Here is a 22,994-nt window from a genome sequence, read left to right on the forward strand (position 1 = left end):
GCCGTGGTCGGACGGGATGCCGTGCGGGGTGCGCCGGGCGGACCTACGGTTGAGGGAGGCCCGGCGCCCGCGGGATGCCCGATGCTTCCCGCAACCAGCCCTCCCGGGCTCGGCGTCGGGGCACACGGGAAGGCACCCGGAATGGCCACTGCATCCGAAACCCCGGTCCTGGACACCCTCGCCGCCATGACGGTCGACTCGCTCGAACGGTGCGGGCTGGCTCCGGACATGCTCATCCTCACGCGTATCGCGGCCCTCGCCGCCTCGGACGCTCCCCCGATCTCCTACCTGGCCCACATAGACCCCGCCGTGAGGTCGGGCGTGACCGCGGAACAGCTGCAGGACGTCCTGGTCGCCATCGCCCCGATCGTGGGAACCGCGCGCGTCATGACGGCGGCCGGCAACCTCACCTCTGCCTTCGGCGTCGCCATCGCGGTCGCCGACGCCGAGGCCGAGGCCGAGGCCCGGCGCTGAGAGCGGCCCCGCCCCCGCATCGGTGACGGAGCGGGGGCGTCGGCGCAGAGACAGGCCACGGCGCCGCTCCGGCCCGTGACCCGAGCGACTCGACGGCCACAGGGCCGGGCAGGAGGGCCTGGATGTCCCAGCAGGCGACCACGGCGATGCGCGCGTCACTTCACGCCACTCCCGAGGAACGTGCGGCACTCGGCAAGGAGGCCCGGCGGCGCTCACCGCGCTCGGGGCACGCCGCGTACGAGCCCGCTCCGAACAGACCGGACCCGCTCAAGATCCTTGAGGCCCAGTCCGCGACGCGGGTCCGGGAACTGGTGCCGATCCGCTACGGCCGGATGACCGAGTCCCCGTTCCGGTTCTACCGGGGCGCCGCCGCGATCATGGCCTCCGACCTGGCCGGCACTCCCGACTCGGGAATCACCGCCCAGCTGTGCGGAGACGCGCACCTGCTGAACTTCCGGCTGCTGGCCTCGCCGGAGCGGGGGCTGATGTTCGACATCAACGACTTCGACGAGACCCTGCCCGGCCCCTGGGAATGGGACGTCAAACGCCTGTCGGCGAGCTTCGTGATCGCCGCGCGGGCCAACGGCTTCGACGACGCCGAGCGCGCCCGCATCGTGGCCGGCACCGTGCGTTCGTACCGCGAGGCGATGATCCGGTTCGCCGGCATGCGCAACCTCGACGTCTGGTACACGAAGATCGACGACGCCCGCCTCAAGGACCTCGTCTCCGGCCGGCTCCGCAAGGAAGGCCGGCAGAAACTGGACCGCGCCCTGGCGAAGGCGAGGTCCCGGGACACCCTCCAGGTCTTCGACAAGCTCACGCGGATGGTGGACGCCCGGCCCAGGATCGCCGCGGACCCCCCACTGCTGGTACCGATCTCCGACCTGCTGCCGGACGCCGAACGCACCGCGCTGGAGCGCCGGTTCAGGGGGCTCATCGAGCGGTACGCGATCACGCTGCCGAGCGACCGGCGGCATCTGCTGGCCGACTACCAGCTGGTGGACGTCGCCCGCAAGGTGGTCGGGGTCGGCAGCGTCGGCACCCGGTGCTGGATCATCCTGCTCCTCGGCCGGGACGGCGGCGACCCGCTGTTCCTCCAGGCCAAGGAGGCCGACAGCTCCGTGCTCGCCGAACACCTCGGGGCGAGCCTCTACCGCAACCAGGGTGAACGCGTGGTCGCGGGACAGCGGCTGATGCAGGCCACGAGCGACATGTTCCTCGGCTGGGAGCGGGTCGACGGGTTCGACGGCAGGCGCCGCGACTTCTACGTGCGCCAGCTGCGCGACTGGAAGGGCATCGCGATGCCGGAGACGATGACGCCCCTGCAGCTGCAGACGTTCGGCGGCGTCTGCGGCCTCACCCTGGCACGCGCGCACGCCCGGTCCGGCGACCGGATCGCGATCGCCGCCTACCTGGGCGGCGGCGACGCCTTCGACCGGGCCCTCGTGACGTTCGCGGAGGCCTACGCCGACCAGAACGAGCGCGACCACCGGGCACTGCTCGACGCGGTGCGCACGGGGCGGCTGCCGGCGGAGGAGGTCCCGGCCGCCTGAGGGGACGCCCGGGGACGCCCGGGGACGCCTCCACCACCTGCTCCGGGGTGGGGAAGGCAGTCAACCAACGGTGCGGGTGTGGACACGACTGGTTGCGCGTACGAAAACCCGGGGCCGGAAGTGGTCTTCCTTCATGGAATCGACCCACGTCAGGCTTGACCGATGAACCTACGGCGTCGTAAATTCGAGCGCAGCGACTCGTGAGCAACCGGAAGGAGGCGAAGTCGGATGTCCACCATCTCCGCAGCGCCTCGCCCCGCTCACCAGGTCGCCTGGGCTCCCGGTCGTGTAGCACACGGCTGCTGAACAGCCCCCCTCCCGGCGTGCCCGATCGCGGCCCCGGATCTCTCCACCTCTTTTCACCCTTTACGGCACGTCGTGCGTGCTGCTCTGCTGCGCTCCGGGTTTTTCGAGCTGCGCCACTGAAATAGAAAGCTCATGAAATGGCGACTAGGATAGTCAGGTCAATCGCGCGCCGAAATGGGGACGTGCCATGGTAGCGGCGCGCATTACGGTCAACGGAAAAGAAACCCCCATCGCACCGGCCGCACCCCACACCACGGTGCTGGATTTCCTGCGCGATCGCGGCCTGACCGGAACCAAGGAAGGCTGCGCCGAGGGTGAATGCGGCGCCTGTTCGGTCCTGGTGGCCCGTCCCGGGGTGAACAAGCCCACCGACTGGGTGGCGGTCAACGCCTGCCTGGTCCCGGTCGCGTCGCTCGACGGCCAGGAGGTCATCACCTCCGAGGGCCTCGCCACCGTCGACGAATCGGGCACGCCGACCGCCCTGCACCCCGTGCAGGAGGAGATGGCCGTCCGCGGCGGCTCCCAGTGCGGTTACTGCACGCCGGGATTCATCTGCAGCATGGCCTCCGAGTACTACCGGCCGGACCGCTGCGCGCACGCGGAATCCTCTGACGCGGCCGAGGCCGAGGCCGACGCCGAGCACGGTCCGAACGGTTTCGATCTGCACTCCCTGAGCGGGAACCTGTGCCGCTGCACCGGTTACCGTCCGATCCGCGACGCCGCCTTCGCCGTCGGCTCGCCCGCCGAGGACGACGTCCTGGCGCAGCGCCGCGACCAGGCCCCGCCGGAGCCCGCGGCCACCGAGTACGAGCAGGACGACAGCGTGTTCCTGCGGCCGGGCACCCTGGCCGAAGCCGCGCGACTGCTGCGCGACCGGCCCGAGGCGGTCGTGGTCTCCGGAAGCACCGACTGGGGCGTGGAGGTGAACATCCGCTCCCGACGGGCGGACTGCGTGGTCGCGGTCGACCGGCTCCCCGAGCTCCGTGAGCTGCGGGTCGAATCCGACCACATCGAGATCGGAGCGGCACTGACGCTCACCGAGATCGAGCGCCGCCTCGACGGCAGCGTCCCGCTGCTGGCGGAACTGTTCCCGCAGTTCGCGTCGCGGCTCATCCGCAACAGCGCGACCTTCGGCGGCAACCTGGGTACCGGTTCCCCCATCGGCGACAGCCCGCCGGTGCTGCTCGCGCTGGAGGCGTCACTGGTACTCGCCGACGCCGACGGCGAGCGCGAGGTCCCGCTGGCGGACTACTTCACCGGCTACCGGCAGAGCGTGCGCCGTCCCGGCGAGCTGATCCGCGCGGTGCGCGTCCCGCTGCCGCTGTCGCCGGTCACGGCGTTCCACAAGATCGCCAAGCGGCGCTTCGACGACATCTCCAGCGTGGCGGTCGCCTTCTCCCTCGACATCGAGGACGGAATCGTCCGCAAGGCGCGCATCGGCCTGGGCGGCGTCGCCGCCACCCCGATCCGCGCCCTCGCCACCGAGGCCCTCCTGGAGGGCGAGCCGTGGACGGCGGAGACCGTCGAGGCCGCGGCCGAGGTGCTGAAGGCCCAGGGCACCCCGATGAGCGATCACCGCGCAAGCGCGGGCTACCGCTCCGCGATGCTCGGCCAGAGCCTGCTGAAGCTGTACGCAGAAACCACCGAGGCGGTGTCGTCGTGAGCCATTTGTCCGAGATCCCCGAAAAGCCTGTCGTCGGCGTTTCCATGCCGCACGAGAGCGCCACCCTGCACGTCACCGGCACCGCTCTCTACACGGACGACCTGGTGCACCGCACCAAGGACGTGCTGCACGCCTACCCGGTCCAGGTCATGAAGACCCACGGCCGGATCACCGCGCTGCGCACCGAGCCCGCGCTGGCCGTACCCGGTGTGGTCCGCGTGCTGACCGAGGCGGACGTGCCCGGTGTCAACGACGCCGGCATCAAGCACGACGAGCCGCTGTTCCCCGACACGGTCATGTTCCACGGCCACGCGGTCGCCTGGGTGCTCGGCGAGACCCTGGAGGCGGCCCGGCTCGGTGCGGCGGCCGTCGAGGTCGAACTCGACGAACAGCCGTCCCTGATCACGCTGCAGGACGCGATCGCGGCCGAGAGCTTCCACGGCGCCCGGCCGCTGATGGTGGCCGGAGACATCGACGCCGGCTTCGCCGATTCCGCGCACGTGTTCACGGGTGAGTTCCAGTTCTCCGACCAGGAACACTTCTACCTGGAGACGCACGCGGCGCTGGCCCACGTCGACGAGGCCGGGCAGTTGTTCATCCAGAGCAGCACCCAGCACCCCTCGGAGACGCAGGAGATCGTCGCGCACGTCCTCGGCCTGCACAGTCACGAAGTGACCGTGCAGTGCCTGCGGATGGGCGGCGGCTTCGGCGGCAAGGAGATGCAGCCGCACGGGTTCGCGGCCATCGCCGCCCTCGGCGCGAAGCTGACCGGGCGGCCGGTGCGGGTGCGGCTCAACCGGACCCAGGACCTGACGATGTCCGGCAAGCGCCACGGCTTCCACGCCACCTGGAAGATCGGCTTCGACGCCGACGGCCACATCCAGGCCCTGGACGCCACCCTGACCGCCGACGGCGGCTGGAGCCTGGACCTGTCCGAGCCGGTGGTGGCCCGCGCGCTGTGCCACATCGACAACACGTACTGGATCCCCAACGCCCGCGTCGCCGGTCGCATCGCCAAGACCAACAAGACGTCCAACACCGCCTTCCGCGGCTTCGGCGGACCCCAGGGCATGCTGGTGATCGAGGACATCCTCGGCCGGTGCGCGCCGCTGCTCGGCCTGGACCCGATGGAGCTGCGCGAGCGCAACTTCTACCGGCAGGGCCACTCGACGCCGTACGGTCAGCCGGTCCCCCAGCCGGAACGGATCTCCACCATCTGGCGGCAGGTCCAGGACGACGCGGCCGTCGCCGACCGCAAGCGTGAGATCGCGGCCTTCAACGCCGCGCACCCGCACACCAAGCGGGCGCTCGCGCTCACCGGGATCAAGTTCGGCATCTCGTTCAACCTCACCGCCTTCAACCAGGCCGGCGCACTGGTGCTGGTCTACAAGGACGGCTCCGTCCTGATCAACCACGGCGGCACCGAGATGGGACAGGGCCTGCACACCAAGATGCTGCAGGTGGCCGCGACCACGCTGGGCATCCCGCTGCACAAGGTGCGGCTGGCTCCGACGCGCACGGACAAGGTGCCCAACACCTCGGCCACCGCGGCCAGTTCCGGGGCGGACCTCAACGGCGCCGCGGTGAAGAACGCCTGCGAGCAGATCCGCGGGCGGCTGCTGCAGGTCGCCGGCACCCAGCTGGGCGGGAACGCCTCGGACGTGCGCATCGTCGAGGGCGTGGCACGGATCCTCGGCAGCGACAAGGAGCTGGCCTGGGACGACCTGGTGCGCACCGCCTACTTCCAGCGGGTCCAGCTGTCGGCGTCCGGCTTCTACCGGACCGAGGGTCTGCACTGGGACGCGAAGGCCTTCCAGGGCTCCCCGTTCAAGTACTTCTCCTACGGCGTCGCCGCGTGCGAGGTCGAGGTGGACGGCTTCACCGGCAAGTACAAGATGCGGCGCGTGGACATCGTGCACGACGTCGGCGACAGCCTCTCCCCGCTGATCGACATCGGTCAGGTCGAGGGCGGCTTCGTGCAGGGCGCGGGCTGGCTCACGCTGGAGGACATGCGCTGGGACACCAGTGACGGTCCGAACCGTGGCCGGCTGCTGACACAGGCGGCGAGCACCTACAAGCTGCCGAGCTTCTCGGAGATGCCCGAGGAGTTCAACGTCCGGCTGATGGAGAACGCCACCGAGGAGGGCGCGGTCTACGGGTCCAAGGCGGTGGGCGAGCCTCCGCTGATGCTGGCGTTCGCGGTGCGCGAGGCGCTGCGGCAGGCCGCAGCGGAGTTCGGGCCCGCCGGAGCGAGCGTGGAACTCGGCGCTCCGGCGACGCCGGAGGCGGTGTACTGGGCGATCGAAGCGGCCCGCAAGGGCGGCGCGCTGCACGAGGGTCACGCGCCCGACGGCAGCGAGGTCCCCGCCGACGCAAGCGTTTTGAGCAATGCCTGACATGACGTGGGTGGCCGCGGTCGCGCGGTTGCGGGCTCGCCGGGAACCCGGCGTGCTCGTGACCGTCGCGACCGTGCGCGGCCACGCGCCCCGCCGGGCCGGTGCCAAACTCGTCGTGGGACTCACCGACACCTGGGGTTCGATCGGCGGCGGCAACATCGAGGCCGTCGCCATCGACCGGGCGCGCGAGCTGAACGGCGCGCCCGACCCGGAGCCGGAGCTGATGGAGTTCGCCCTGAACGACAAGGTCACCGGCCGCCACGGCGTGCAATGCTGCGGCGGGGCCGTGACCGTACTGCTCGAACCACTGCCGGTGGTCCAGGCGGTGGCGGTCTTCGGCGTCGGGCACGTCGGACTGGAGCTGGCGCGCATCCTCGCCCGCCAGAACCTCGATCTGTACCTGGTCGACAGCCGCGCCGACATGCTCACCGACGAGCGGCTCGGCGTGCTGGGGGACGCGATGGCGCAGGTCCACGTGCGCCACACGCCCCTCCTTCCGGAAGAGGTGCTCGCGGAGCTGCCGCCCGGCACCCACGTCCTGATCATGACGCACGATCACGCCGAGGACGCGGCCCTGTGCGACGCCGCTCTGCGCACGCCCGGCCTCGGCTCGATCGGGCTGATCGGCTCGTCCGCCAAATGGACGCGGTTCCGGCAGCGCCTGTCCACCGAGGGCGGTCACGACGCCGCCACCATCGACAGGATCAAGACCCCGATCGGACTGACCGCGATCACCGGCAAGGAACCCGCCACGATCGCGGTGAGCGTCGCGGCGGACCTGCTCCTGACCTTTGAGGCGGACCGCCGTCGGGCGGTGCCGGAGGCGGATGCGAACCCGAGCGGGCAGGGGCGGCCGGACACGGCGGCGGCTTCGCCCGCACCGTCCGTGCCGGCCTCACCGCCCGTGCCGTCCTTCGCGGCCCGGGCCGGCCTTCCGGCGCTCGACGCCCCGGCGGACGGGACTCCGTCGGCGGACCAGCGGGCCACGGCGGCCCTTGAGGACACGGCGCCGTTCCTCAGACACCTCGAACCGGAAGTCCGGACGCGCCCGCGGCGCCCGGCCCGCGGCCGCGTGTGACACGGGCCGGCGGACGCGGCCGGCGTCGGGACTCCGGGCCCTTCCGGATTCCCGACGTCAGCCGGCGTGGACGTGGGGGCGGCGGCGGGAGAGAAGCGAGAGGGCCATGATGCCGCCGTGCGCGCCGAAGAGGGTCAGCAGCACGAGCACGATGGTCGCCAGCACGCGCGCAGGCGCGAGGAGCGGGCGGGGGACGCGCCAACATCGCGTAGCCGTCCCGTCAGCGGCGCGTCAGGGCCCGGTGCCAAGCCCCCCGCCCCGGGGCGGCCGGGCCGGACCTCCGCTTGCAAAACGGACTAGCGGTCCGCATACTCTCTTCATGCGGACCGCTGGTCCGTTTGCGTTCGGCGAGCGGTGCGGGGGACCGCCCGCGATCGCCGAGGCTCCGAGCAGAACGGAAGGCCCGATCGTGACCGACCCCACGGAACCCGCCGACCTCTACCGCCACGGCCTGCGCCTGCTCCTGGAGAAGGACATCTCCGGCTGGGTCGCCCTGTGGGACGAGGACGGCGTCATGGAGTTCCCCTTCGCACCCGAGGGGTGGCCCGTCCGGCTGGAGGGCCGCCGGGCCGTCGCGGACTACATGCGCGACTACCCCGACCACATCGACCTCCACGACTTCCCCGACGTGACGATCCACCGGACGACCACCCCCGGGACGATCGTGGTCGAGATGCGCGGAGTCGGCCGCCTGGTGAAGACCGACAGCCCCTTCGAGATGACCTACATCGCCGTGGTCACCGTGAAGGACGGCCTCATCACCTCCTACCGCGACTACTGGAACCCCCTCGCCGTGGCGCGGCCCGGCCTCGGCCTCGTGGGGACGGACCGATGAACGACCGCGACGACATCCTGGTCATCGGGGCCACCGGCACCACCGGCCGCCGCGTCACCGCCGGGCTCCTCGCCGAGGGCCACCGGGTCAGGGCCGCCGGCCGCGGCGCCACCCCCGTCGAGGGCGCACGGGCCGTCCGTTTCGACTGGAACGACCCCTCGACCTGGGACGAGGCCCTCGACGGCATCGGCCGCGCCTACCTCGTCCCGCCCATCGGCTCCTCCGACCCGGCCGCGGTCATGCTGCCGTTCCTCCGCCGGGCCGGCTCCACGGGCCTGCGCCGCGCCGTGCTGCTCAGCTCCTCGGCGATCCCCGCCGGCGGTCCGGCCGTGGGCCAGGTCCACCGGGAACTGCCCGCCCTGGTCGAGCAGTGGGCGGTCCTGCGGCCCTCCTGGTTCATGCAGAACTTCACCGGCGACGCGCCCCACGCCCGCGGCATCCGCGAATCCGGCGCCATCCGGACGGCCGCGGGCGACGGCCGCGTCGGGTTCGTCGACGCCGAGGACATCGCCGCAGTCGCCGTACGCGCCCTGACGGACACCCGGTCCCCCGACACCGACCTGGTCCTGACCGGCCCCGAGGCCCTGAGCCACGACGACGTCGCCGCGATCATCAGCCAGGTCACCGGCCGCGCCGTCGCGCACCGCCACCTGACCTTCGAGGAGTTGCGCGACCGCTGGGCGGCCGAGATCCCGCTGGAGTTCGCCACCATGCTGGCCGGCATGGACCGGGCCATCGCGGCCGGCGCCGAGGACCGCACCACGGACACCGTCCTGCGCCTCACCGGCCGCCCCCCGGGCACCTTCCGCGCCTTCGCGGAGAGGGAGGTGCCCCCGCGCGGCTGACGCTCCGCCGAGGAGGAAGGGTCCGGCGCCCGCCGACACCCGGGCGCCGTCCCGCCCGCGACAGCGCGTATCTTCGACTGGCCCGCCGACACGATGCGGCCCGCCCCGCACCACACGGGCCGTCGGACATCATGAACCGGTCAGGGGCCCGGACGGGCCGCAGACCAGGAGGAGGACCCGTGACCCAGCGGCCGGAGCGCGCGGACGCCCTGCGCAACCGAGAGGCCGTACTGGCCGCCGCCGACGCCCTCTTCGCCTCCAGCAGCAGCCCCCACAGCGTGTCGATGGACGACATCGCCACGGCCGCGGGCGTCGGCAAGGGCACTCTCTTCCGGCGCTTCGGGGACCGCGCCGGCCTGATCGGTGCCGTGATCGCCTCCCGCCTCGAACCCCTCAAGCGCGACGTGCGCGAAGCACGGGACGCGCCCGGGTCCGCGCCGCGGCAGCGGGTGCTGGACCTCCTCGACGCCTCGCTGCGCTTCAAGATCGAGAACCGGAACCTGATGTCGGCCGCGGAGGACGCCGGGATCAGCAGCCCCTACCGGGCCGACCACTACGGCTGGTGGCACGACATGCTCCGGGCGGAACTCGACGGGGTGCCCACCGTCCACGACCCGGACTTCACCGCCCACGCGCTGCTCGCCGCCCTCCGCGCCGACCTCGTCGCCCACCTGATCGACGAACGGAAGATGACGCCGGAACGCCTGCGGTCCTCGCTCGCGGCCTACGTCGACAACGCCCTCGGCACCGGCCGGAACGCACCGGGGTGAACCGAGCCGGGCCTGGTCACGCCGAGGCCGGCCATGGACCGGTCGCCTCAGGCGTACGGGTCGCCCAGCGCGGTGAGGATCTCGCCGACGGTGCCCTCGAAGAGCGGCCCGGGGTCGGTGAGGGCGAAGTCGAGGTGCCCGAAGACCTCCACCGCGACGGCCCCGTACAGCCGTGCCCAGCAGGCGACGAAGACGTAGATCGCCTCCAGCGGCACCGGCTCCCCCGCCAGGTGTTCGCGCACCTCCTCCAGTTGCGCCGCCCAGACCGGGTCCAGAGCGGCGGGAGTCCGGACGGCGCCGCGCCGCCAGAGCTCGACCATGAGACCGAGGACCACGCCCCCGAAGCGCCAGCCGGGGTCGTGGGCGGCGGACCCGGGCGCGGTGTCGGTGTCCGCCACGGGCCTGGCGAACAGCAGGGCGAACTCCCGCGGACGGGCCAGCGCCCAGCGGCGCAGCTCGCCGCAGACCTCGCGCAGCCGCCGCCCCGGCTCGTCGGCGGGCCGCCGCTCGCGCGCCGCGGCCAGGGTGTCGGCCAGCTCGTCGTACAGGTGTGAGACCAGGGCCTGGACCAGCTCCCGGTGGCCGGCGTAGTAGCGGTACAGACCCGGCGCGGTCAGGCCCATCTCACGGGCGACGGCGCGCACGGTCACCGCCTCGGGGCCCTCCTCGACCAGCAGCCGCCGCGCGATGCGCATCGCATCGGCGAGCGCCTCCTCGCGCACGCGGTGGCGCCGTCGGCCCGCGGCCGTTCCCGGGATGTCCGTCATCTGCGCGGGCCCGCCTTCCACTTGACAAAGTTAACGGGTATCACTTTAGCTCTCCACAGGAGTTAACACTGTAAACAATTGCTCGGGGGACTCATGAAGTACGGCATCGTGCTGACCTACACGCTCACTCCGCGCTGGCTGGCGCTGTCGCGCGAGGAACGCAACCGGATGCGCAGTACGTACATCGAGCCGGTCTTCGCACGGCACGCGGACCGGATCACGGCCCGGTTCTTCGACGCCGAGGCCTTCGGCGGCAGCGGCTTCTCCGACTTCGCCGTACTGGAGACCGAGGACCTGGGCGCGTACTACTTCCTCGTCGAGGCCCTGCGCGACACCCCCCTCATCAGCGACGGCCACCTCGTCCTCGGCGAGGTCCTCCTCGGGGTCCGGGACGGCTTCCAGGCGTACGAGCACGCCCTCTCCCCCGCCGCCGCGACTCCTGCCGCCCCGGCGTGAGCGGACCCGCCCGCGCCGGGGCGGCCCGTGTCGCGCAGGCCGGTCCCGCCCGGCTCCGGCCGCTCCGGTACGGGATCGGGACCTCGTCGTCACGTCGCGGGGATGGACCCGGTGGCCGAAAACTGGCTCAGTGGGAGCAGCCCGTCGTCACGGTCCATGTCCGTGGCAGCGGGGCCCTGTTCCGACCGGCCAGCATGTGACCCCAGGGGGTTTCGCGCCATGAGCGACGGCAGAGGTGGACCGGACGTGCCGCGTCCGGAGAACGACGCGTCGGTCCCGTCCCACGGGACCGCCCCGGACGTCGGCGGAGGGTTCACCGACCCGGCCCCGGGCGGGGACGGCATCATCGTCCAGGGAGGCCGCACGGCTTCCGGCTCGCCCGACCCGGCGCGGGCGATCGGCCCGAAGCAGGACGACCCGCGAGCCATCGGCCCCAAGCAGGACGACCCCCGGGCCATCGGCCCCAAGCAGGACGACCCCTGTTCGATCGGCAAGGGCATCATCGTCCAGGGCGGGCGCACCGAGCACCCGGACAAGAAGGCGCGTCAGAAGCGAGCCAAGAAGAAGACGAAGACCATGGCGCTGATCATCGGCGGTGCCCTGGTGGTCGCCGCGGGCGGGGTCTTCGTCGGACAGCGGCTCGGCCACGACCCGGCCGTCCTCCAGCCCCAGGCGGTGGCCACGCCCTCCGGCGCCACGCCCTCCGGTGCCGCGTCGGCCGACGCGCCCGGCGGCGCCCCCGCCCCCACGACCTCCTCCGACAGCGGCGGCCCCGCTCCCGCCACCGGCCCGAGCACCCCCGCCTCGAAGGCGGGCACACCGACGCCCGCCGCCTCCAACCCGCCCGCCCGCGGCGGCAACAGCCCCTCGCCGGCCCGTACGTCACAGCCGCCGAAGCAGTCCGGCGCACCCGCCCCGGCCGCCCCGCCGGTCCTGTCACTGCGTCCGACCGGAGTCCAGGAGTACTGCGCGAACGGCGAGTGGCCGAACACCCTGGTGGTCCGCAACAGCGGTGGCGGCAGCCTCGTCTGGTCGGTCGGGCAGCTGCCCGCCGGGGTCACCGTCAGCGAGGAAGGCGGGTCCCTCGCCGCCGGCGCCTCACAGGTGATCACGCTGGGCGGCCGGGCCGAAGCCCCGCCCGCCAACGGCCGGTTCACCATCGGCTTCTCCGGCAACGGCGGCAGCGGCCGGGTGACCGTCACCTGCGCATGACGTGAGGGGCCGCGGCCGGGGCCCGCGCCGGAACCGGTTCCCGCCCGGGTCTGGCGTGAAGCAATGAATCACTGCTTCAATCCTTCCCATGCCCTACCGCCGACCGCCCGCCGTGCAGGCCCGCCTCGACGCCCGCCGCGACCGGGTCCTGGAAGCCGCCGTCCGCCTGCTCTCCCGGGAGGGGTACGCCGGCTGCTCCGTCGCCGCGATCGCGGCTGAGGCCGGTATCTCCACCGGGAGCGTCTACCAGTCGTTCTCCGGCAAGTCCGAGCTCGCCGCCGCCCTCTTCCGGACCCTCGTGGCACGGGAGGTGGAGGCGGTGACCGCCGCCGCGGACCGGCCAGGGACCGCCGCCGAGCGGGTGGCCGCGGCCGTCGAGACCTTCGCCTCGCGGGCGCTCCAGGCACCCCGGCGGGCCTTCGCCCTGTTGGCGGAGCCCGCGGATCCGGCCGTCGACACCGAACGCCTCGTCTTCCGGCGGGCGTTCCGCGACGTGTTCGCCCGACAGGTCGCCGCGGGCGTGGCCGTCGGCGAACTGCCTCCGCAGGCGCCCGAACTCACGGCCGCCGCGCTGGTCGGGGCGATCGCCGAAGCGCTCGTCGGGCCGCTCGCCGACGGCGACGCGGCCCCGGGCGAGATCATCCCCGGCCTGACCACCTTCACCCTGCGTGCCCTTGGAGGACACGATGCCGCAGACGCATGAGGTCACCAACCAGGTACCCCCGCACCACGGTTACGACGCCGCCGCGGACCCGGCCCTGCTGGAGGCCCTCGACCGCGAGGGAGCCGGCCGGGCCGCGCCGGAGCTGCACCGCCTCGGCGTCCTCGCCGGCTCGGAGCAGGCGGCGGAGTGGGGGCGGCTGGCCAACGAGAACGAGCCCGTCCTGCACACCCACGACCGCTACGGCCACCGGGTCGACGAGGTCGAGTTCCACCCGTACTGGCACGAGCTGATGCGCACCGCCGTCTCGCACGGGCTGCACGCGGCCCCCTGGACTCAGGACGAACCGGGCGCGCACGTCGCCCGCGCAGCGAAGTTCATCGTCTGGAGCCAGGTCGAGGCGGGCCACACCTGTCCGGTCTCCATGACGTACGCCGCCGTCCCGGCACTGCGCGCCGCGCCCGACCTGGCCGGGTGGCTGGAGCCGCTGCTGGCGTCCCGCACGTACGACTTCGGGCTGCGCCGGCCCGACACCAAGCGCGGGCTGATCGCCGGCATGTCGATGACCGAGAAGCAGGGCGGCTCGGACGTCCGCGCCAACACCACGACCGCCGTACCGGCCGGGGACGGAACGTACCGGCTGACCGGGCACAAGTGGTTCACCTCGGCACCCATGTCGGACGTCTTCCTGACCCTGGCGCAGGCCCCGGGAGGACTGTCCTGTTTCCTGCTGCCCCGGGTCCTGCCCGACGGCACGCGCAACCGGCTGCTGCTCCAGCGCCTCAAGGACAAGCTGGGCAACCGCTCCAACGCCTCCTCCGAGATCGAGTACGACGGGGCGTTCGGCTGGCTGGTGGGCGAGGAGGGGCGCGGGGTCGCGACCATCATCGAGATGGTCAACACGACCCGCCTCGACTGCGTCCTGGGCGGGGCCTCCGGGATGCGGCTCGGTCTGATCCGGGCCGTCCACCACGCCACCCACCGGCGGGCGTTCGGCAAGGCCCTCATCGACCAGCCCCTGATGCGCAACGTCCTGGCCGACCTGGCCCTCGAATCCGAGGCCGCGACGGCCGTCGCCATGCGCCTGGCGGGGGCCACCGACCGGGTCGCGCGCGGGGACTCGGACGAGGCGCTGCTGCGCCGGCTGGGCCTGGCCGTGACGAAGTACTGGGTGTGCAAGCGCGCCCCCGGGCACGCCGCCGAAGCCCTCGAATGCCTGGGCGGCAACGGCTACGTCGAGGAGTCGGGCATGCCGCGCCTGTACCGGGAGGCGCCGCTCTCGTCCATCTGGGAGGGCTCGGGGAACGTCGCCGCTCTGGACTCGCTGCGCGCCATGGCGCGCCAGCCGGAGACCGTCGAGGCCTTCTTCGCCGAGGTGGGCCGGGCGGCCGGCGCCGACCGGCACCTGGACGCGGCGGTGGCCGGGCTCCACAAGCAGCTCGCCGATCCCGCCGAGGCCGAATACCGGGCCCGGCAGCTGACCGAGACCATGGCCCTGGCCCTCCAGGCCTCGCTGCTGCTGCGGCACGCCCCGGCCGCGGTCGCCGACGCCTTCTGCGCGTCCCGGCTGGGGGGCGAGCACGGCGGCGCGTACGGCACCCTCCCGACGGGAGTCGACACCGAGGCCGTCCTCGCGCGGGCGGTGACGGCCGCCGTGTGAGCCGGGGGCCGGCCCGGGGCCGGAAGCCGGTGGCCGGCTCGGCCTTGAGCTCCCGGTGGCGAAGAGGTGGTACTTCGCCTCGCCCTTTCCGTGGTGCATCCAATCGACTCGCCACTGCAACCGGGGCACCCTCCCGGAACGTCTGGGCCGCTGACGGCAGGCAGCCGGGGCGCGGCGGCGGGCGACGGAACGGGGACGGGACATGAGACGGGCGTACGGCAACACGATGCTGGTCACCGCCGTGGCGGCGGCACTGGGACTCTCGGCCTGCACCCCGTCCGGGGAGCCCGGCTCCGGGGCGCCCGCACGGCCCACCGGCGGATCCGGGACCGCTCAGGCGTCCCCCTCCGCCCACGCGCCGGGCACCGGCGGCCCGTCCGGGGCTCCGCACCCGACGTCCCACCCCTCGGGAGCCACCCCGGGAAGCCCCGCGCCCTCGGGGCACGCGGGCGGGTCCCCCCTCGTGCGTACGGGTGTCCCGTGGAACCTGGACCGGCTCGACCAGCGCACCCGCCCCCTCGACGGCCGCTTCACGACGGGCACCGACGGCCGCGGGGTCCACGTCTACGTGCTGGACACCGGCATGGACCTCAAGCAGCCCGAGTTCACCGGACGCGCCACTCCCGGCGCCGACTTCATCGGGGTCCCGGACGAGGGCGACTGCTACGGCGGGGACGGACTGGGCCACGGCACGTTCGTGGCCGGCATCATCGGCGGCCGTACCTACGGGGTCGCCCCCAAGGCCGAACTCGTACGCGTCCAGGCCATCGGCTGCGAAGAGGGCGGCAGCAGCGGGCCGGGCAAGGACAGCCCGCCGGCGGGCGAGACCTCCGTCATCAAGGCCGTCGAGTGGGTGACCGCCCACGCCCGGCGCCCGGCCGTGGTCAACATGTCCCTCAACCTCAAGACCCGCTCGCCGGCGCTCGACGCCGCCGTGCAGCACCTGGTCGAGTCCGGGATCCCGGTCGTCGTCGCGGCGGGCAACTTCAACGACGACGCCTGCGGACACTCGCCGGCCGGCGCCCACGGCGCCATCGTCGTGGCCGCCTCCACCGCCGACGACCGCCACTGGCGGGACACCGAGGGCTTCGGCTCCGGGTACGGATCCTGCGTGGACCTGTACGCCCCCGGGGACAAGGTCACCTCCGCGGTGGCGGGCGGCAGCGGTACCGCCACCAGCGACTCCGCCGCCACCTCGTGGGCCACCCCGCACGTAACGGGCGCGGTGGCCCTCTACCTCTCGGCGCACCCCGGAGCCACACCCGCCCAGGTGCGCACCTGGGTCACCCAGCAGGCCACCCGGGACGCCCTGACGGCCGTCCCACCGGGAACCCCCAACCGGCTCCTGAACACCTCCGCCCTCTAGGAGCGAACCATGACCTCCGTCCTCACCAGCACCTCCGGGTACGCCGAGGCCTCCGACGCACTCGCCGAGCAGTACGAGAGCGTGACGTTCGAGGACGTGCACGCGGGTGTACTGCACCTGCTGCCGCCCCCCGGCGCCCGGGTCCTCGACATCGGCGCCGGCACCGGCCGGGACGCGTCGGCGCTGACGGCGCTGGGCCACACCGTGGTCGCCGTGGAGCCGACCGACGAACTCCGCGCCCACGCCCGGCGGATCCACGCCGCCGACCCGATCACCTGGCTCGACGACGCGCTGCCGGACCTCACGGCAACGGACCGGCACGGCCCGTACGACCTGATCGTCATCTCGGCGGTCTGGATGCACCTCACCGCCCCCGAACGGGAACGGTCGATGGCCCGCGTCGCCGCGCTGCTGGCCCCGGGCGGTCTGCTGGTCCTCTCGCTCCGGCACGGCCCGGTGCCGGCGGGGCGGCGGATGTTCGAGGTCACGGCGGCGGAAACGATCGCACTGGCCGGGTCCCGGGGGCTGGCCTGCGTCCGCCACGGGGACAGCGCGGACCCGCTCGACCGGGGCGGCGTGCACTGGAGCGACCTCGCCTTCACCAAGGGCGACGACGAAGAGTCCTGACGGGACCGGGATCCCGCTGCGGCTCACTCCTTGCCGAGTGTGGCCGCGTGATCGGGCACGACGGTCCGGAGCTCCTTGGGCGGCCTCTCGTATCCCGTCGACGGGGGCCGGGACGGCAGCACGAGCGAGGGTACGACCACGTCCCCGTAGGGGACCGAGGACAGCAGGTGGGCGATCATGTTGACCCTCGCGCTGCGCTTGTCGTCGCTCTCGACCACGTACCACGGGGCGTCCGCCGTGTCCGTGTGGACCAGCATGTCGTCCTTGGCCCGCGAGTACGCCTCCCAGTGCGTGAGCGACTCCAGGTCCATCGGGGAGAGCTTCCAGCGCCGCAACGGATCCTCCGCCCGGCGGCGGAACCGTTCCTCCTGCACCGTGTCGCTGACGGAGAACCAGTACTTGCGGAGCAGGATCCCCTCTTCGACCAGCATCCGCTCGAAGACCGGACACTGCCGCAGGAAGAGCCGGTGCTCCGCGGGCGTGCAGAAGCCCATGACGTGCTCGACTCCGGCGCGGTTGTACCAGCTGCGGTCGAACAGGACGATCTCCCCGGCGGCCGGCAGGTGCGCCACGTACCGCTGGAAGTACCACTGCGTGCGCTCCCGCTCCGTCGGCTTCGGAAGGGCCGCGATACGTGCCACGCGGGGGTTGAGGTGTTCGGCGACACGTTTGATCGTGCCGCCCTTGCCCGCCGCGTCGCGCCCCTCGAAGACGACGACCAGTCGGGCGCCCTCCTCGCGCACCCATTCCTGGAGCCTGACCAGCTCCGTCTGGAGCCGTAGCAGTTCGGCCTCGTAGACCGCCTTGCCGAGTCCCATTACCGTCCTCTCCCCATCGTCGTCGGACACTTCGATCAACTCAGTCACGGCCGGCGTCCACGCGCAACGATGTCCCCCGGGCCCCGGCGTGTCGATACGCTGGCCGCGGGTCGGGGCATCGGGCGGCAGCCGGAGGGGAAACGAGTGGGTGTGGGGAATCCGTTGACGCAGGTACCCAGGATGCGACTGGACGAGCTGCTGGACGAGCTCCAGGTCCGCATCGACGAGGTGCGCGGTACCCGCGACCGGGTGCACAGCCTGTTGGAGGCCGTCGTGTCGGTGGGGCGGGAGCTGGACCTCGCCCAGGTGCTCCGGCGCATCGTGGAGGCGGCCGCGCTGCTGGTCGACGCCGAGTACGGCGCCCTGGGCGTCATCGGCCCCGACGGCCGCACGCTCGCCCAGTTCCTGACCGTGGGGCTCACCGACGCGGAGATCGCCGACATCGGTCCCCTGCCGGCCGGTCACGGCCTGCTCGGCGAGGTCATCCACCACCCGGAGCCCCTGCGGCTGACCGATCTCGGAGCGCACTCCTCCTCGCACGGGTTCCCGGCCCATCACCCGCCCATGCGCACGTTCCTCGGCGTGCCGATCCGGGTCCGTGACGAGGTGTTCGGAAACCTCTATCTGACCGACAAGCGGGGCGGGGTCGACTTCGACACCGAGGACGAGACCGTGATCTCCACCCTCTCCGTGGCGGCGGGCGTGGCGATCGACAACGCGCGGCTCTACGAGGGCGCGCAGCGCCAGCAGTTGTGGCTCAGGGCCAACGCGGAGATCACCGAGAGCCTGCTGTCCGGCAGTTCGCGCCCGGCGGTGCTGGAGCTCATCGCCCGCCGCGCCCAGGAGATCACCGGGGCGCGGCTCGCGAACATCGCCGTGCCGGTGGACGGCGTCGACGGTCTGGTCGTGGAGTTCGCCGCCGGCGTGGACAGGGCCGCGTGGCAGGGCCTCGTCGTGCCCTTCGACGGCACGCTCTCCGGAGCCGCGCACCGGGCGGGCAAGCCCGTGACGGCCATGCAGGCCTCGGGCGACGGGCGCTACCCGGCCGAGGACCGGATACGGGGGCGGGACGGGCTCGGACCTGCCGTCGCGGTGCCGTTGGGCACTGCGGGCGGGGAGAGCCGGGGCGTCCTGCTGCTCTCGCGCTCGGCGGGCGATCCGGCGTTCGGCGAGGGTGAGCTGGAGCCGATCGTCGCCTTCGCGGGTCAGGCGGCGATCGCTCTGGAGCTGGCGGAACGGCGTCGGGACGCCGAGCAGATAGCACTGCTGGAGGAACGCGACCGGATCGCCCGCGACCTGCACGATCTGGCCATCCAGCGGCTCTTCGCCACCGGCATGACCCTGCAGAGCGCCGCCCGGCTGGTGGAGCACGAAGGGGCTGCCGAGCGGGTCGGCCGGGCGGTCGACGACCTGGACGAGACCATCAAGATCATCCGCTCGACGATCTTCGGGCTCCGCACCAAGGACCGCGAGAGCGGCCCCGGGCTGCGGGCCCGCGCCGCCCGGGCCGTCGGCGACGCGGCGACCTCCCTGGGCCATCCCCCTCGCCTGAGCATGGAGGGGCTCCTCGACACCGACGTACCCGTACAGATCGCCGATCACGTGGTGGCGGCGCTGGGCGAGCTCCTCAGCAACGCGGCCCGCCACGCGCGGGCGACCCGGGTCGGCGTGACCCTCAAGGCCGGACGGGGCGAGATCGTACTGACCGTCTCGGACAACGGCACGGGCATTCCCGCGCAGGGTCGCAGGAGCGGGCTGCGCAACCTCGACGAGCGGGCACGGAGCTCGGGCGGGACCTTCACCGTGGAGACTCCCGAGGAGGGCGGCAGCAGGCTGGTGTGGCGGGCGCCGCTTCCCGGCAGCGGCTGAGGAAGGCGGCACCGGGTCAGCGGCGGACCATCAGGGCGGGTGGCGGCGGTGCGGCCTCCAGGCGGAAGCCCGTGACGAGATCCGGGCGGATCCGCAGGGCGCCGGTCATCGGCCGTCCCACCCAGGGGCGCAGCAGGTCCGCGTACCGCTCGGCGTCGGCCACCGGTCGCGCGTAGCCGGTGACGACCACGCTCCAGCCGAGATGCGTGTCGGGATCGATGACGTCCGCCTCGTAGGCCACCACCACGCCGGGGGCGGCGGCGGGTTCCGCGAGGGAGGCCAGTGCCCCGCCTTCGTGGATCCGGACGATGACGTCCTCGCCCTCGACGAGGTGGTTCACCGCTCGAACGGCGGGCAGCGCGTGCCGCGTGAAGACGATGCGTCCCAGCGACACCGTGGCGAGGAGCCCGAGGGCCTCCGCCCTGTCCAGCTCCCGCATGTGCCGGGCGGCCGTGGTACCGGCGGTCCGGCCGGCGGGCCGGCGCATGCCTTCCCGATCCATGACGGGCGCCTTCGTCCGTTCCCGCTCGGCCCTTCCCGCTCCGACCGGCTCCGCGATCACGAGACGACGAACTTCAGGTCGTGGTCGGCGGCGAGCACCCGCATCGACTTGACCACCAGGGGTGGGACGTCGCACAGGAGGAGCCGCGTTCCCGCCGTACGGCAGTGGCGGTCGAGACGGGTCAGGAGGTCGATGCCCGCGCTGTCGCAGAAGGAGAGGCCGCACAGGTCCAGGACGATGTTCCGGTGGCCGGACGCGGCGAGTTCGCGCAGGCGTGGCCCCACGTGCCCGGCCGTGTAGAAGTCGAGCTCTCCGGCCAGGGACATCCGCAGACCGCGGTCGTCCCGGGCCACGGTCTTCAGGTCGATCAAGGCGGTCGTCATGACGTCCTCCGCGCTGCCTGCGGCTCCGTGGAGTCGCGCCGTTCCCCGTACCCCGTCAGTCCATCCGGTGCCACCCGCGCCCGGAAAGGCCCGGCAGGCCCTCGGGGCAGGGCCGAAGGTCCCTTTTCCGGAGGGCCGGGCCGGGGCCCGTCGTCCGGGGCCCCGGGCCCCGGGCCGATGAGGGCCGATCGGCCCTGGCCGTCCGGCCCGTCCGACGGGCAGGATGCCGGTGTCCGTGCGTCCGGGACGAACCCATGCGAAGGAGTTGCTTCATGACCGGCAGCAGTGCCCCCTCCCCCGCGACGGAGCCCATCCGCGTCTTCCTGCTCGACGACCACGAGGTCGTCCGCCGGGGAGTGCACGACCTGCTGGACGCCGAGCCCGACCTGACCGTGGTCGGCGAAGCGGGCACGGCGGAACAGGCACTGGTCCGCGTTCCGGCGCTGCGTCCCCGGGTCGCGATCCTGGACGTACGGCTCCAGGACGGCGACGGGGTGAGCGTGTGCCGTGAACTGCGCTCGCGGATGCCCGAGCTCGCCTGTCTGATGCTCACGTCGTTCGACGACGAGGACGCGCTGCTGGACGCCGTGATGGCGGGGGCCTCCGGGTACGTCCTGAAGCAGATCACCGGCACCGACCTGGTGACCGCCGTCCGGACGGTGGCCGCCGGCCAGTCGATGCTCGATCCCGGGGCCACCACACGGCTGATGGCGCGCATGCGGGGGGACGTGCCCGAAGAGGAGCGGGTCCCGGGGCTGCCCGGCTTCACGGACCGGGAGAAGGAGATCCTCCTCATGGTCAGCGAGGGACTCACCAACCGGGAGATCGGCAAGCGGCTCTACCTCGCGGAGAAGACCGTCAAGAACATCATCTCTCGGCTGTTCGTCAAGCTGGGGGTGGAGCGGCGCGTCCAGGCCGCCGTGATCGCCAGCCACGCCCTGACCCCGCCCGGCCGGCACCCGGCCTCCGCCCCGGCCCCGACCCCGGAGTAGGCCCCGGAGTAGGCCCTGTCCCTCCCGGGCCGGCACGCGCGTCAGGGGCCCGTCCCCCTCCCGGGGAGCGGGCCCCTGACGGCCGTTCGGGCGGGCGTCAGCGCGTCACTTGACGTTCACGGCCTTCCACGCGGCCGCCACCTGCTGGTACTCGGTGCCGGTCGAGCCGTACAGGTCGGCCGTCGCCTGCAGGGTCGCGGTGCGGGCCCCCGCGTAGTTGGTGGTCGACGTCATGTAGGTCGAGAGCGCCTTGTACCAGATCTTGTAGGCCTTGGTCCGGCCGATCCCCGTGACGGTGGAACCGTCGTAGGTGGGCGAGTTGTAGGACACCCCGTTGACCGTCTTGGCACCACTGCCCTCGGAGAGCAGGTAGAAGAAGTGGTTCGCGACGCCGGAGGAGTTGTGGACGTCGAGCCGCCCGACGGTCTTCGACCAGTAGTCGGCGGAGGCTCCGTCCTTGCTGGGCTTGTCCATGTAGCGCAGCGGCGTGCCGTCGCCCCGGATGTCGATCTTCTCGCCGATGAGGTAGTCACCGACGTCGGAGGAGTTGTTCGCGAAGAACTCCACGGAGGTGCCGAAGATGTCGCTGGTGGCCTCGTTGAGGCCGCCGGACTCGCGGCTGTAGTTCAGCTTGGCGGTGGCGGCGGTCAGGCCGTGGCTCATCTCGTGGCCGGCGACGTCCAGTGAGGTGAGCGGCTTGAGGTTGCCCGCGCCGTCGCCGTAGGTCATGCAGAAGCAGCTGTCGTCCCAGAAGGCGTTGACATAGGCGTTTCCGTAGTGGACACGGGAGTACGCGGCCTTGCCGTCACCGGCGATGCCGTTGCGGCCGAGCTCGGACCGGTAGAAGTCCCAGGTGACGGCGGCGCCGTAGTGGGCGTCGACCGCGGCCGTCTGACGGTTCGCCGGCGAGCCGTCGCCCCACGCGTCGTCCGCGTCGGTGAAGAGGGTGCCGGTCGCGGTGGACGTCGCGCCGTTCAGGTCGTAGGTCTTGTGGCCGCCGCGGGCCCCGTCGGTCAGGCTGTAGGCCGACCCGCTCGGGCTGGTGCCGAGCGCGACGGGGCCGGAGTACTCGCTGGTGCCGGTACCGGTGTCGATGGCCTCGTACGAGTAGATCTCGGCGCCGGTGGCGGCGTCGGTGATGACGTGGCGCTCACTGGGGGTGCCGTCGGGCTGCGTGCCGGTGACGACGGCCTCGTAGGCGAAGACCGGCGTGCCGGTCGCGGCCCAGACCACCTGACGGGCGCCGGCGGGCGCGGCCTTCAGGGTGCGGGCCGCGGACGGGGCAATGCGCGCCTCGGTGCCCTTGGTGGTCTTCCGGCTGCCGTCCTTCTTCTGATGGACGACCAGATCGCCGCCGAGGACGGGCAGTCCGCCGTAGGTCCGCTCGTAGCGGGTGTGGACCGTGCCGTCGCCATCCTTGATCACATCGCGGGCGACGAGGCCTTCCTGGTCGGACAGGCCGATGGCACGCGCGGTACCCGCCGCTCCGGTCTGCGCGTCGGCTATCGCCTGGGTGCGCGCCGAGGCCGGCAGCGCGAGGGCCGTGGCTCCCGCTTCGCGCTCGGCGGCCGCGCTGGCGGACCCGCTCTGAACGGAGATCGCGACCATCGCCGCGGACGCGACGACGGCGGCGGTGCGCAGGGCTCGGGTCCGGCTGCGGGCGGTGGGGGATGAGGACATGTGGTGGGGCACTCGTTCTCCTTCGTTGCCGTGGGGGCGGCTGTGAGACTGCCAGGAAGGAGGGAGTGTTTGACAGGTATG

Annotated in this window: 20 protein-coding genes and 1 pseudogene; 16 read left to right on the forward strand and 5 right to left on the reverse strand. The window is 72.7% G+C overall.

Annotated elements, in window-relative coordinates:
* Nucleotides 1-141: 141 nt before the first annotated feature.
* From OG295_RS03000 to OG295_RS03035, 8 genes and pseudogenes are all read left to right on the forward strand, one after another.
* Nucleotides 142-474 carry a carboxymuconolactone decarboxylase family protein gene (locus OG295_RS03000; RefSeq protein WP_371675394.1) on the forward strand — a complete coding sequence of 111 codons (333 nt, stop codon included), beginning with the start codon at nt 142-144 and terminating at the stop codon, nt 472-474.
* A 122-nt stretch (nt 475-596) separates the two neighbouring features.
* Nucleotides 597-2,027, forward strand: coding sequence for a DUF2252 domain-containing protein (locus tag OG295_RS03005; protein WP_371675395.1), 1,431 nt, complete (start codon nt 597-599; stop codon nt 2,025-2,027).
* Nucleotides 2,028-2,520: 493 nt separating this feature from the next.
* Nucleotides 2,521-3,996: a xanthine dehydrogenase small subunit gene (locus OG295_RS03010; protein WP_371675396.1), complete on the forward strand. Its 1,476-nt coding sequence runs from the start codon at nt 2,521-2,523 to the stop codon at nt 3,994-3,996.
* The gene (xdhB, locus tag OG295_RS03015) at nt 3,993-6,392 is read left to right on the forward strand and encodes a xanthine dehydrogenase molybdopterin binding subunit (RefSeq protein WP_371675397.1); all 2,400 of its coding nucleotides are present in this window, start codon (nt 3,993-3,995) and stop codon (nt 6,390-6,392) included. Before OG295_RS03010 ends, xdhB begins: the two co-directional genes overlap by 4 nt.
* 1 nt (nt 6,393) lies before the next feature.
* Nucleotides 6,394-7,194 (forward strand): annotated as a pseudogene (gene xdhC / locus OG295_RS03020) (xanthine dehydrogenase accessory protein XdhC); the annotation flags it as partial.
* A gap of 685 nt (nt 7,195-7,879) precedes the next feature.
* Complete coding sequence (locus tag OG295_RS03025) at nt 7,880-8,305, forward strand: nuclear transport factor 2 family protein (protein WP_371675398.1); 426 nt, start codon at nt 7,880-7,882, stop codon at nt 8,303-8,305.
* On the forward strand, nt 8,302-9,150 hold the full coding sequence (locus OG295_RS03030; protein WP_371675399.1) for an NmrA family NAD(P)-binding protein: 849 nt from the start codon (nt 8,302-8,304) through the stop codon (nt 9,148-9,150). The genes OG295_RS03025 and OG295_RS03030 overlap by 4 nt, the downstream gene beginning before the upstream one ends.
* A gap of 179 nt (nt 9,151-9,329) precedes the next feature.
* The gene (locus OG295_RS03035; RefSeq protein WP_371675400.1) at nt 9,330-9,920 is read left to right on the forward strand and encodes a TetR/AcrR family transcriptional regulator; all 591 of its coding nucleotides are present in this window, start codon (nt 9,330-9,332) and stop codon (nt 9,918-9,920) included.
* Nucleotides 9,921-9,967: 47 nt separating this feature from the next.
* On the opposite strand, the gene OG295_RS03040 is transcribed toward OG295_RS03035, so the two are convergent.
* Entirely contained in the window at nt 9,968-10,687 is a 720-nt protein-coding gene (locus OG295_RS03040) for a TetR/AcrR family transcriptional regulator (protein ID WP_371675401.1), read from the reverse strand.
* A 78-nt stretch (nt 10,688-10,765) separates the two neighbouring features.
* On the opposite strand from OG295_RS03040, the gene OG295_RS03045 reads away from it, so the two are divergent.
* From OG295_RS03045 to OG295_RS03070, 6 genes are all read left to right on the forward strand, one after another.
* Nucleotides 10,766-11,143 carry a darcynin family protein gene (locus OG295_RS03045; RefSeq protein WP_371675402.1) on the forward strand — a complete coding sequence of 126 codons (378 nt, stop codon included), beginning with the start codon at nt 10,766-10,768 and terminating at the stop codon, nt 11,141-11,143.
* Nucleotides 11,144-11,362: 219 nt separating this feature from the next.
* On the forward strand, nt 11,363-12,355 hold the full coding sequence (locus OG295_RS03050) for a hypothetical protein (protein ID WP_371675403.1): 993 nt from the start codon (nt 11,363-11,365) through the stop codon (nt 12,353-12,355).
* 88 nt (nt 12,356-12,443) lie between these two features.
* Nucleotides 12,444-13,058, forward strand: coding sequence for a TetR/AcrR family transcriptional regulator (locus OG295_RS03055; RefSeq protein WP_371675404.1), 615 nt, complete (start codon nt 12,444-12,446; stop codon nt 13,056-13,058).
* A complete protein-coding gene (locus OG295_RS03060; RefSeq protein WP_371675405.1) occupies nt 13,042-14,676 on the forward strand; it encodes an isovaleryl-CoA dehydrogenase in 1,635 nt (544 codons plus the stop codon). The genes OG295_RS03055 and OG295_RS03060 overlap by 17 nt, the downstream gene beginning before the upstream one ends.
* 202 nt (nt 14,677-14,878) lie before the next feature.
* Entirely contained in the window at nt 14,879-16,042 is a 1,164-nt protein-coding gene (locus tag OG295_RS03065; protein WP_371675406.1) for a S8 family serine peptidase, read from the forward strand.
* 9 nt (nt 16,043-16,051) lie between these two features.
* The gene (locus tag OG295_RS03070; RefSeq protein ID WP_371675407.1) at nt 16,052-16,669 is read left to right on the forward strand and encodes a class I SAM-dependent methyltransferase; all 618 of its coding nucleotides are present in this window, start codon (nt 16,052-16,054) and stop codon (nt 16,667-16,669) included.
* Nucleotides 16,670-16,692: 23 nt separating this feature from the next.
* On the opposite strand, the gene ppk2 is transcribed toward OG295_RS03070, so the two are convergent.
* Nucleotides 16,693-17,487 carry a polyphosphate kinase 2 gene (gene ppk2, locus OG295_RS03075; protein ID WP_371675408.1) on the reverse strand — a complete coding sequence of 265 codons (795 nt, stop codon included), beginning with the start codon at nt 17,485-17,487 and terminating at the stop codon, nt 16,693-16,695.
* A gap of 180 nt (nt 17,488-17,667) precedes the next feature.
* On the opposite strand from ppk2, the gene OG295_RS03080 reads away from it, so the two are divergent.
* Nucleotides 17,668-19,356 carry a GAF domain-containing protein gene (locus OG295_RS03080; RefSeq protein ID WP_371675409.1) on the forward strand — a complete coding sequence of 563 codons (1,689 nt, stop codon included), beginning with the start codon at nt 17,668-17,670 and terminating at the stop codon, nt 19,354-19,356.
* Nucleotides 19,357-19,372: 16 nt separating this feature from the next.
* Here OG295_RS03080 and OG295_RS03085 read toward each other — a convergent pair whose 3' ends face one another.
* Nucleotides 19,373-19,858 (reverse strand): pyridoxamine 5'-phosphate oxidase family protein, encoded by a 486-nt coding sequence (locus OG295_RS03085; protein ID WP_371675410.1) that lies wholly within the window; start codon nt 19,856-19,858, stop codon nt 19,373-19,375.
* A 56-nt stretch (nt 19,859-19,914) separates the two neighbouring features.
* On the reverse strand, nt 19,915-20,241 hold the full coding sequence (locus OG295_RS03090; protein ID WP_371675411.1) for an STAS domain-containing protein: 327 nt from the start codon (nt 20,239-20,241) through the stop codon (nt 19,915-19,917).
* A 272-nt stretch (nt 20,242-20,513) separates the two neighbouring features.
* Here OG295_RS03090 and OG295_RS03095 point away from each other — a divergent pair, with 272 nt between their 5' ends.
* Nucleotides 20,514-21,233 (forward strand): response regulator, encoded by a 720-nt coding sequence (locus tag OG295_RS03095; protein ID WP_371675412.1) that lies wholly within the window; start codon nt 20,514-20,516, stop codon nt 21,231-21,233.
* A gap of 105 nt (nt 21,234-21,338) precedes the next feature.
* On the opposite strand, the gene OG295_RS03100 is transcribed toward OG295_RS03095, so the two are convergent.
* Entirely contained in the window at nt 21,339-22,913 is a 1,575-nt protein-coding gene (locus tag OG295_RS03100; RefSeq protein ID WP_371675413.1) for a M4 family metallopeptidase, read from the reverse strand.
* Nucleotides 22,914-22,994: the final 81 nt, after the last annotated feature.

The sequence above is a fragment of the Streptomyces sp. NBC_01276 genome (assembly GCF_041435355.1).
Classification (GTDB): Bacteria; Actinomycetota; Actinomycetes; order Streptomycetales; family Streptomycetaceae; genus Streptomyces.